Raw genomic sequence first — 8,936 nt, forward strand, 5'->3', positions numbered from 1 at the left:
AACAGGTCCGTGAAACAGCTCCGCGCCGATGATAGTGCGGATTCCCGTGTGAAAGTAGGTCATCGCCAGGCTCTTATTCCCAAAACCCCTCGACAGCGTGTGCTGCGAGGGGTTTTGTCTTTGGTGGTCCGGAAAACGTTCTGGCAACTTTCGACAAAATGTGCGCTGGCTACCCGGCGAGAGAGCCGCCCTTGATCGGGCTTCCGATCATCGGGGCTGGGCGGCACTGCTGGCAGCAGCGGAAAATGCTGCATGATGGCTAGGAATCGTCTTAATTTGCTGTGGCTTGGATAAACGTTGCAATCTTTGACACGTGTAACGTCCGTTTTGCGGATAACATCGCCTGCGCTCCGCAGATGGTGCTTCGCGCGTAACACGGGTGCCATGCGGTAATCCTCTCTCAGGAGGCCGCTCGCATGGGTATCCGCGACAATCTGCCTTTTCCCGCCCGCACCGTCACGGTCTCCGGCCCCGCCTTGCCGGAAATTCTCGGGCAATCCCCCTTCACCTTCGTACGCCTGGAGGGCAAGGAAGGCGTCTGCGGCCTGTTCGAATACGACATCGAACTGAAAACGCCAGACAAGGCCTACAACTTCCACGGCCCGGAAGGCAACTTCGACTTGCGCGAGATGAACGGGCGCGAGCTGACCGTGCATATCGAACTCGACGGCATGGGTACGGGGTTGGCGGGACACATTGGCGCAGGCACGCGCGAGATCAGCGGCATTGTCGATCGTGCCCGCTACCTGCGCGCCGAAGGGCGGCACTTCGTCTACGGACTGACGCTGCGTCCCTGGCTCTGGATCGCCTCCCAGAACAGGAACAGCCGCGTCTTCGAGAACCGCACCGATATCGAGATCATCGAAGAGGTCCTGTCTGCGTACTCCTTTCCGGTTGAGCGCAGGCTCGACGTGGCGAAATACCCCAGACGGGTCTACCGCACCCAGTGCGACGAGAGCGACTACACCTTCATCGCCCGCCTCATGCAGCACTGGGGAATATCGTGGTTCTTCGAACATTCTGACGGCAAGCACCGCCTGGTTCTGGTCGATCACGTCGGTGGTTATTTCAGCATGCAGAGCGAGGCGTATCAGGTGCTGGAAATCCTTCCGCCTGGCGTCAGGGTCGATCAGGAACACCTCGATGCTTTTTCGGTCGTCGATGCCGTGGTCGCAGGCAAGTACACGACCAATGCCTACAGCTTCACCCAGCCGCGCGGCAACCTGACCGCCTGCAGTTCGGACCCGCGAGACACGGGCCTGAACACTGGCGCGCTGCACCAGGAAGTGTACGACTTCCCTAGCGAGCATGCCCAGCCGGCCACGGACAACCGCCCGTGGGACGAAGGCGACATGATCGCGCGCATCCGCATGGAGGAGATCCGTTCGCGCGGCCTGCGCTGCTTTGGCACCGGCAACCTGCGCGCGGTGGTGCCCGGCTGCACCATGCACGTGAAGGGACACCCCCAGCAGGCGGCCAACCGCGAGTACGTGGTGCTTGGCGCCAACCTCAGGCTGGAAGACGTGGCCGAAGCCTCGGGTGAAGGCCAGCGGTGGCAATGCCGCGTCGAATTCGAGTGTCACCCCACCCATGAGGTCTTCCGCCCGGCACTGAGCATCCCGTGGCCAGTGGTCACTGGCCCGCAAAGCGCGACGGTAGTTGGCCCCGAAGGCCATACCGTATGGCCCGACCGCTTCGGGCGCGTGCGCGTGCAGTTTCCGTGGGACCGCTTCAACAAGATGTCCTGCTGGGTGCGCGTGGCGACGCCATGGGCGGGTTCGCAGTACGGCCAGGTCAGCATCCCGCGCATCGGCAGCGAAGTGCTGGTGATGTTCCTGGACGGCGGTGATCCGGACAAGCCCATCGTGATGGGCGCGGTGCCGAACAGCCTCAACATGCCGCCGTGGCAGCTACCGCATCAGCATGCGCTGACCGGCATCCGCAGCCGTGAGCATGATGGCTCCAGCAGCGGTCATCTGGTGTTCGACGATACCAAGGGGCAAATCCAGTCCCAGCTGTCTTCGGACTACCAGCGCTCGCAACTGAGCCTGGGCTACCTGAGCCGCATCGAGGACCACCGGGGTCGCCAGGATCATCGGGGCAACGGCTTCGAATTGCGCACCGATGGGCACGGTGCCGTGCGCGGCGGCGATGGCCTGCTGATCAGCACCGAGGCCCGGCCCGATGCCAGGGCGCACCACAAGGACATGGGCGAGACGGTTGACCGGCTGCAGCAGGCCCAGCATGCCCACGACATCATGGGCCAGCTCGCGCAGCACCATCACGCGCAGGATGAGGAACAGCAGGACGTCGCCAAGGCGCTCAAGGCCCAGGATGAAGAAATCCGCGGTTCGGGCGAGGTCAATGGCGAGTTGACCGCGCCTCATCTCGTCCTTGCGTCGGCAGCAGGATTGGCCGCGACGACCGCCAAATCCACCCAATTGCACAGCGGCGAGCATCTGGCTGTCACGACTGGCAAGCACGCATCCATCGTCAGCAGCGGCGGCATCTTTGCCAGCGCGGCGCGACGGATTGCGCTGTTCGCGCACAGCCTCGGCATACGGCTGGTGGCCGCCACGGACCACATTGCGCTCGAAGCGCAGGATGGCGACATCAAGGGCACCGCCAAACGCAACATTCATTTCCGCGCGCTTGGCGACATCGTTCTCGAGGCCGACCAGGGCATTCTGTTGAAGGTCGGACAGACCTATATGCGCGTGACTCCCTCGCAGATCGTCGAGGGCATGAGCGGGGTAAGGCAGATTCACGCGACCGATTTCAGTGTCGATGGCCCGGATGGCATGAACCCCAGCGCCCTGGCGCTACCGCAGAGCGATTTCGATCAGGAAGTGTACTTGCATCTGCCCGACGGCTCGCCCGCCAGGAACCGGAAATTCCGCCTGACGCAATCCGACGGCAGCGTGATCGAGGGCGTCACCGGCCCCGATGGGCTGACCAAGCTCCAGCAAAGCCAGGGCGCCGAAAACATCATGATTCAGATTCTGGAGTCCGCAAGTGGCCGCTGATCGCATCCATCTGAAAACCGGCGAAGAAATTGGCGGGCACGCCGGAGCCGTCGTTGCACTCACACCTTCGACCGACACGCGCCGCGTCAGTCTGCCGGTGCCGCCTGACAAGGTGATTCCGGTCATCTTCCTGCCGGGCATCATGGGGAGCCACCTTCGCATGAGCCGGAAGCGGCAGGAGGATCTCAAGCGCGATGACAACATTGCCTGGCGGCCGGATGACACTGGGGACACGCTTGCCCGCCGCAACGACTCTCCGGGCCGGCGGCAAATGAACTTCGATCCCGACGAAACCGAAGTGGACCGTTACGAGATCACCGAGGACGCCGGAAGGTTCGACATGACCGGCAAAGAGACGGTCAATTCCGACAAGCGGCACGGCAACGTCCCCGATGGGCTGCCCGATATCGGCTTGCTGATGAGCGCGCCACTGCCGCCTGCCGCCGAGCAGTGGAAGGCCAGGCGCGGCAAGCACGAGGCCACCGCCGCGCAGAAGGCCCGCTGGCGCGGCTGGAGCGAAGTCATGTTCGAGACCTACGGCGAGGTGATCAAGCTCATGGAGGCTCACCTGAATGACATGCTGGTGGCCAGGGATCTCTCGCCGACCTGGAAGGAGGGCAGGAAGGTGGAAGTGCTGGGCGTCACCCCCGCCTATTGGGGCGGCGCCGGCGATACGCTGACCGAGGCCGATGTCCTGCGCGTGGCGAACTGCTGGTATCCGGTCTACGCGATGGGCTACAACTGGCTGGAAAGCAATGGCACGTCCGCAAAGAAGCTGGCCAGGCGCATCGACGAAATCATCGGGATGTACACGGCCAACGGGCGGCAGTGCAAAAAGGTGATCGTGGTCACGCACTCGATGGGTGGCCTGGTGGCTCGCGCACTGCTGCATCCGGACTACGGCAACGCGCAGGACAAGATTCTCGGCGTCTACCATAGCGTCCAGCCTGCGCTCGGGGCTGGGGCGGCCTACAAGCGCGTGCGCACAGGGTCCGACGTGCAGGACAATCTGGTTGGGAACATTGCCCGCAATGTCATGGGCAGAACGGGCAAGGAAGTGACGGCGGTATTTGCCAATGCCTCGGGGCCGCTGGAGCTGCTGCCGACCGCCTCCTATCCGCGAGGATGGTTGCGTCTGCAGACCGGCGACTACCGGCAGGCCATGGCGCTGCCGATTACCTCGGATGCACCGTTGAAGGCGTATCTGAGCGATCTGGACTTGCATCAGAAGCTGGGCGTGGACAAGCCTGCGCCGCCGATGGCGGTGGGCGATCCGGTCTACGATATCTACACGCGCAATCCTCAGGCATGGTGGCGGCTGCTGAATCCGGAATGGATTAATCCGGCAGATAAGGATCTTAGAGGGGCGGAGCCGTACGCACTTGCGAAGAAGCGGATTGCCGCCGCGCAGCTTTTCCACAAGAACATCAAGGACCTGTACCACCCCACGACCTATGCCAGCTACGGCGAAGACAGTTCGCAGAAGTCCTACGGCAGCGTGACCTGGCGGGCGGAGACGGCCGATCTGGCGCCACATGGCGACCCACTCACGTGGACCATCGAGAGCGAGGATGCCGAGGGCCGCATCGTGGTGCGCACCAAGAGCAGACAGCCGCTGACACTTTGCCTGGAGCCACCGATTGACGCAGGTGACCAGACGGTGCCTGCCAAGGCGTCCGCCGAAGCCGTGCGCGGTACGCTATTCCGGCAAACTGGCTACGAGCATCAGGGCAGCTATCAGAATGACCAGGTGCTGGCGAGCGCGCTGTATTCGATCATCAGGATTGCCAACACTGCGACATGGTGGGGCCAATGACCCGCCGCGGCTTCACCAAGGTCTTGGCTGGCCTGCTGCTCGCGGGCTGCCAATCGTTTGCGTATCCGGAGAACAAGATGTCGGAACCCGTTGCGCTGTCGCCGCGCCTGCAGACCCTTTTCGCCAAGACCAAACCGGTGTGCTTTGGCCGCTATGTGATGGAAGTCCCGGTCGAAGCCGAGATGCTGTGGGGATTCCGGGAGTTTCCCGGCAAGATTATTACGCACGTCGGACAAGCGGAGCGCTTGAAAGAACGAGCGGAGTCATTTCGCCGCGAGATTCTTAGTAAGGATCGAACTGCCAAGATTAGCTATTTTGGTCAGGCGGCGACTTCGCGAAGCTGGGAAATTCGATATTTTGAAGACCAGCTCTCGATCGACTACGGGGTGGAAATGAAGCATACCTTCGTAGCATCTGGTTCGAATCTGTTCGAGTGGTTTACTGGTGGCGATAAGCTCGCCCCCTTAGTGCGTGGTATCCGGGCACGCGACAACGCAGACATCCCCACGGCCCCCGGCGTCTGCATCGACCACGGCTTCGTCGCGGACGCGTCCGGCAGCTATCAGGAGATCTTTGGCGCAGGCATTCGGCTGCCCAGCCTGCCCGATGTCAGCTTTTCGGTGGACTCCAACAAGCTGGCCAGCGTGGACGGCGAACCTGGTCTGCTGACTTCGATTGCCGAGCAAAGGAAGTACCTGGGTAGCCGCTACCCGAAATTGACGACCCTGCGCGAGGGCAAGCGCACGGTCGGCGTCTGGCAAGGGGAAGAATCGCTGGTCCGCCGTGCGGATGGCACGCATGACTTCGAGTGGGAAGCTGTTGGCAGGGAGCGAACGACGCTGCATCCAGCGGTGATCGGCGCCAAGATGTACACCAAGGTGGCGGCCAATCGCATCGGCGCTGCGGATCAGGCCTCGCTGACGGACGAGGAAGCCGTGGCCCTCTGGGACAGGCTGCTGGATGGTGTGCGCTTCCGCGTGAACGCACCGCCGACGCAGACCGGCGATCCGGTCACGGTGCGCCCAGGCGAAACCACACCTCTGTCCGGCATCTGGCGCGCCTCGCTTCCGACCGGACACCCTCAGGCGGATTGGGTGGCCAGCAAGTCCGGCATCCTGCGGCAAAAAGGGATGCCGATGATCCGCTTCGGGCTTTCGCCATCTGATGAAGCGCTGGTTGTCTGGACGTGGATGGGCGAGGCCAGCACATGAGCCGACGCATCATCGCGGTTGACGATATGACCGACCATGGCGTGGTGGGCACGGGTTTTTCCAAATACCAGCTCCAGGGGCGCGCCGTGGCGCGGCCGCATGACGAGGTGGATTGCCCCAGAATACGCCCACGCCACAAGTAGCCCGCACCCAATTCTGGGTGCCCGCAACTGCATACCGTAAAGATAGCCGCGATGACCAGGATCGTTTGACTTTTTAAGACGACTGGTCATATTATTTAGCCATGGCACGCACCGCAGACAAGACCGACATCCCTGACCGCCTGACGAAGGCAGGGCGCGAACTGTTTTCGCGCCACGGCTACAACGCCACCGGCATCCAGCAGATCACCGACCACGCCGGCGTGCCCAAAGGCTCGTTCTACAACCATTTCGAAAGCAAGGAAACGTTTGCCGCGGTCATCGTCGCGCAGTACGCGGACTACCTGCAGCGGTCGTGGGAAGTCATGATGGAGGCCGCGCCGCCAGAGCCGATGGCGGCAATCCGCTACGTCTTCACCCAGATGATTGCCTACCACCTGTCCAGGACGGTGCAGGCAGGGTGCCTGATCGGCAACTTTGCGGCGGAGATTGCCTTGTCGAGCGACACCTGCCGGACCGCCCTGCAGGCAGCCCAGATGGCCTGGCGCGAACGCCTGGCCGGCATGATCAGCGAGGCCCAGGCGCACGGCGCAATCCGTACGGACATTGCGCCTGCCGACCTCTCCGGGCTGGTCTGGGATGCCTGGGAGGGCGCCTTGCTGCGCATGAAGCTCGAACGCTCGGTCGAGCCGCTGCGCCGCAGCGTCGACCTGATGTTCGACCACCTGTTCCAGCCGGCCGCTACCAACGTTGTGGCCGCTGCAAGCCATAGACCAACCACGGAGTAAGCCATTCATGGGCGCACAGAAAGAAGCCTTTCTCGCGGATGCTTTGTTCCAGCCGATCAGGCTGGGCAAGCTCGAACTTGCCAACCGCATGGCCATGGCGCCGCTCACGCGCAGCCGCGCCGACGACAACCTGGTGCCGACCGACATGGTGGTCGAGTACTACAGCCAGCGCGCCAGCGTCGGCCTGATCATCGCTGAAGCCACGCAGGTCTCGACCACAGCCCAGGGCTACACCAATACGCCGGGCATCTATACCCCCGAGCAGATCGCCGCCTGGACGAAGGTGACCGACGCGGTCCACGCGCAGGGCGGCAGGATCTTCCTGCAGATCTGGCACACCGGCCGCATGTCCCACACGCACTTCCAGCCGGACAACCAGGCCCCGGTCGCACCGTCGGCCATCGCTGCCAATGCCAAGACCTATATCAACGGCAAAGGCTACGTCGAATGCTCGGTCCCGCGCGCGCTCGAGACGGCCGAGATCGCTGGTATTGTCGATGACTTCCGCACCGCTGCAGCCAATGCCATCCAGGCCGGCTTCGACGGGGTCGAAGTCCATGGCGCGCACGGCTACCTGCTTGACGCCTTCCTGCGCGATGGCACGAACAATCGCACCGACGCGTATGGCGGCAGCATCGAAAACCGCGCGCGCTTCCTGCTCGAAGTCATGGCTGCCGTGGTCAATGAGATCGGTGCCGACCGGGTCGGCATTCGCTTGGCACCGGTTTCGCCCGTCAACGACGCGCTGGAGAGCAACCCACAGCCACTGTTCGAACATGTCGTGCGTGAACTGGAGAAGCTGCATCCGGTGTATATCCACGTCGTAGAAGGCCACACCGGCGGCCCGCGCGACAACGCGCCTTTCGATTATGAAGCGCTGCACCGCCTGTACACCGGCGTATGGATGGTCAACAACGGCTACTCCAGGGAGATGGCCGAAGAGGCGATTCGCAGCGGCAGTGCCGACATGGTCTCGTTCGGCCGCAAGATGATCACCAACCCCGACCTGCCGCGCCGCTTCCGCGAAAACAAGCCGCTGAACCGCCCCTTTGAGGACGCTTCACTGTACGGCGGCAATGGTGCGCACGGTTACGTCGACTACCCGGCGCTGGGCTGACGCGGGCTCCGGCCCGGACGCCGGCGGCGCGCCGCACTGCCGGCGTCGTGCCAGCAAAAAAGCGCCCTTTGGAGCCGGGAGAAATACGTTCCAAAGGGCGCACAAGCGCGTTTGACGATGGCTGCCTGCCTGGGGCAGGCTCACTGAGCGTGGGCTATGCCAGGGCGCCGTCGGTATAGACGTCGAACTTGCGCGCGGGATCGGCTGAAGGACCGCTGCGGTCCATGCCGGCCAGGGCGCCGTCAGTGTAGATGTCGAATTTGCGGGCAGGATCGGCCGACACGCCACTACGGTCCAGGCCAGAAACCGAGTGCTCCTTGACGGGTGAAGCCTCGACGCGGGTGCCGTCGATGAAGACGTCGAAGCGGCCGGCCCGCGCACTGTTGCTATAGACGTCGCGCATGTCGACGCGGAAGGTGCAGCCGGACTTGTCGCCGGCAGCAGCGCTGTCGCGGGCGGCGGCATGGGCAATGCCGGCAGTGCAGGCGACTGCAATCGCGGCGGTGGCGAAGATCGTGTTGGCGAGCTGGCGGATCATGGCGGTACTCCGATTTGCGGTAAGAAGGGCAGAACGCGGCGGCGTCCTCTCGCTTATACGCAGAAGCTGTGCCACCGGATGCGGACCGACAAAAATGGAGCGGCAGCCCCGTCATCAGCGAATTCCGCCCGATTGGCGGAGCAAATGTTGGGCAGAAACAGACTTGCGGCGTATCAGCCGCCCACCCAAACCAACAGCTTCAGCCGTCAGCCACTTCCCGCGCCGGCATTCCCGTCTCCGACTACCCCCGACAGCGTCAAGCTGGCCATGCCCATACGGGCATGGCCCGCGCTGATGGATGGCGCCAACGCCATGCTCCCCCTGTAGAATCGGCTTCCA

At 63.2% G+C, this 8,936-nt stretch carries 7 protein-coding genes; 6 read left to right on the top strand and 1 reads right to left on the bottom strand.

Going from position 1 to position 8,936, the window contains the following annotated elements; translation table 11 throughout:
* Positions 1-416 precede the first annotated feature (416 nt).
* The 6 genes from AC3WVS_RS05295 to AC3WVS_RS05320 all read left to right on the top strand — a co-directional run bounded on the left by AC3WVS_RS05295 (position 417) and on the right by AC3WVS_RS05320 (position 8,059).
* On the top strand, positions 417-3,026 hold the full coding sequence (locus AC3WVS_RS05295; protein WP_492317691.1) for a type VI secretion system Vgr family protein: 2,610 nt from the start codon (positions 417-419) through the stop codon (positions 3,024-3,026).
* Positions 3,016-4,842, top strand: a complete 1,827-nt coding sequence (locus tag AC3WVS_RS05300; protein ID WP_492317692.1) for an esterase/lipase family protein — start codon at positions 3,016-3,018, stop codon at positions 4,840-4,842. Before AC3WVS_RS05295 ends, AC3WVS_RS05300 begins: the two co-directional genes overlap by 11 nt.
* Positions 4,839-6,053 carry a T6SS immunity protein Tli4 family protein gene (locus tag AC3WVS_RS05305; RefSeq protein ID WP_492317693.1) on the top strand — a complete coding sequence of 405 codons (1,215 nt, stop codon included), beginning with the start codon at positions 4,839-4,841 and terminating at the stop codon, positions 6,051-6,053. The genes AC3WVS_RS05300 and AC3WVS_RS05305 overlap by 4 nt, the downstream gene beginning before the upstream one ends.
* The gene (locus AC3WVS_RS05310) at positions 6,050-6,196 is read left to right on the top strand and encodes a hypothetical protein (protein ID WP_492317694.1); all 147 of its coding nucleotides are present in this window, start codon (positions 6,050-6,052) and stop codon (positions 6,194-6,196) included. The genes AC3WVS_RS05305 and AC3WVS_RS05310 overlap by 4 nt, the downstream gene beginning before the upstream one ends.
* Positions 6,197-6,297: 101 nt before the next feature.
* The gene (locus AC3WVS_RS05315; protein ID WP_492317695.1) at positions 6,298-6,942 is read left to right on the top strand and encodes a TetR/AcrR family transcriptional regulator; all 645 of its coding nucleotides are present in this window, start codon (positions 6,298-6,300) and stop codon (positions 6,940-6,942) included.
* Positions 6,943-6,949: 7 nt separating this feature from the next.
* Complete coding sequence (locus AC3WVS_RS05320) at positions 6,950-8,059, top strand: alkene reductase (protein ID WP_492317696.1); 1,110 nt, start codon at positions 6,950-6,952, stop codon at positions 8,057-8,059.
* A 154-nt stretch (positions 8,060-8,213) separates the two neighbouring features.
* On the opposite strand, the gene AC3WVS_RS05325 is transcribed toward AC3WVS_RS05320, so the two are convergent.
* Positions 8,214-8,597 (bottom strand): hypothetical protein, encoded by a 384-nt coding sequence (locus AC3WVS_RS05325; RefSeq protein WP_492317697.1) that lies wholly within the window; start codon positions 8,595-8,597, stop codon positions 8,214-8,216.
* Positions 8,598-8,936 lie beyond the last annotated feature (339 nt).

The organism is Cupriavidus sp. CPT47-8839-RL05A (genome assembly GCF_058792255.1).

Excerpts from the sequence above, each read along its gene's own strand:
- AC3WVS_RS05295 (WP_492317691.1), top strand. The coding sequence starts at position 417 with ATGGGTATCCGCGACAATCTGCCTTTTCCCGCCCGCACCGTCACGGTC.
- AC3WVS_RS05305 (WP_492317693.1), top strand. The coding sequence starts at position 4,839 with ATGACCCGCCGCGGCTTCACCAAGGTCTTGGCTGGCCTGCTGCTCGCG.
- AC3WVS_RS05310 (WP_492317694.1), top strand. The coding sequence starts at position 6,050 with ATGAGCCGACGCATCATCGCGGTTGACGATATGACCGACCATGGCGTG.
- AC3WVS_RS05315 (WP_492317695.1), top strand. The coding sequence starts at position 6,298 with ATGGCACGCACCGCAGACAAGACCGACATCCCTGACCGCCTGACGAAG.
- AC3WVS_RS05320 (WP_492317696.1), top strand. The coding sequence starts at position 6,950 with ATGGGCGCACAGAAAGAAGCCTTTCTCGCGGATGCTTTGTTCCAGCCG.
- AC3WVS_RS05325 (WP_492317697.1), bottom strand. The coding sequence starts at position 8,597 with ATGATCCGCCAGCTCGCCAACACGATCTTCGCCACCGCCGCGATTGCA.